Origin of the sequence: Janthinobacterium sp. ROICE36 (assembly GCF_002869965.1) — a bacterium.
Classification (GTDB): Bacteria; Pseudomonadota; Gammaproteobacteria; order Burkholderiales; family Burkholderiaceae_D; genus Janthinobacterium.
Window position 1 is genome coordinate 1 of record NZ_PEBS01000183.1, and the last position, 1,099, is coordinate 1,099.

General features: G+C 51.0%; 1 protein-coding gene. It reads right to left on the minus strand.

The features are described 5' to 3' along the window. Positions 1-504: 504 nt before the first annotated feature. Positions 505-894, minus strand: a complete 390-nt coding sequence (locus CSZ94_RS27330; protein ID WP_219726066.1) for a GNAT family N-acetyltransferase — start codon at positions 892-894, stop codon at positions 505-507. Positions 895-1,099: the final 205 nt, after the last annotated feature.

Sequence of the window (1,099 nt, forward strand, 5' to 3'; positions counted from 1 at the left end):
GCCATCACTTGGCGTGCCGCGAAAAACCAATTCGCCATTCTGTTCGCCGAGCGCTTTACGGCGCACCTGTGACCAAGCATTGAAATTAGCTAAATGACTCCGGACACACAAAAATCCTGACACTCCCGGTGTCGTCGCCATTGCCACTCCAAGCCGCGGAACAAGGATGAACGAAGTACAACACGACTTCCGGTGATTGTCAAACTCTCTTCATTTGAATGAGAAGTAAATCTGCCTGCTAGGTAAAAACCACTTTATTGAAATCAAGGACTTACGACGATTGGCACCTTGGTAGTTTTACTTCCCCGGACGGCCAAGCACTTCCTTGTAGTCACCAAGCATCCTCGTACGATTGACTACAAGCCAGTTGGTCCGCCTGGAATTCCGAATAAGTCTGTTCTGGCCGGCTGACGTCGTTGGCGACTTATCCCCCAAAGGTCGCCAATGCATAGTTGCGTATGCTTATTTGACTATTGCATGGAGAAGTTTTCCGGCCTCCTCATTTCAGTGCTCATCACCTGCATAGATCCACATGGGCTCCGTGTTCCCCGCGCGAACAAAACCCACGGACTTGTAGAAGTCGATGGCCTTGCCGTCTGCTGTCAGCATTTGTTGGTGAAACCCCGCGTATTTTTCCAGCATTGCCGCCATCATCCTTCTGCCGACGCCTAGTCCTTGCGACAGCGGGTCCACGAGCATATGCGGGAAATAAACCACCAGATATCCATCGGAAATGGCATTGCCGATGCCAATTAATTTTCCAGCTGCGCGGGCCGTCACCAGGCTGTGGGAATTGCGCAGCGCGGCCATCAGTTCTTTTGGTTTTTCTGCAGACGACCAGTTATTGGCCTTGTAGATGTCAATCACTTCCTGCTCAGTGATCACGTCATTCATTGAAATTTGCATCGACACGACTTTCTCTTATTGACGACGCTTACCTTCCCCATTGGAAGGACCCGGCGTTTCGATAAGTGTTTAGAATTGGGTGATCATATTCCTATTCGCAGCTTGCCCTACTTCAAAGCCAGGCGCCTGTTGAGTACACTGTTGATTCCTGTCACCTCACCGCCAGCGCCATGACCCAAGCCCTTCACAGCCG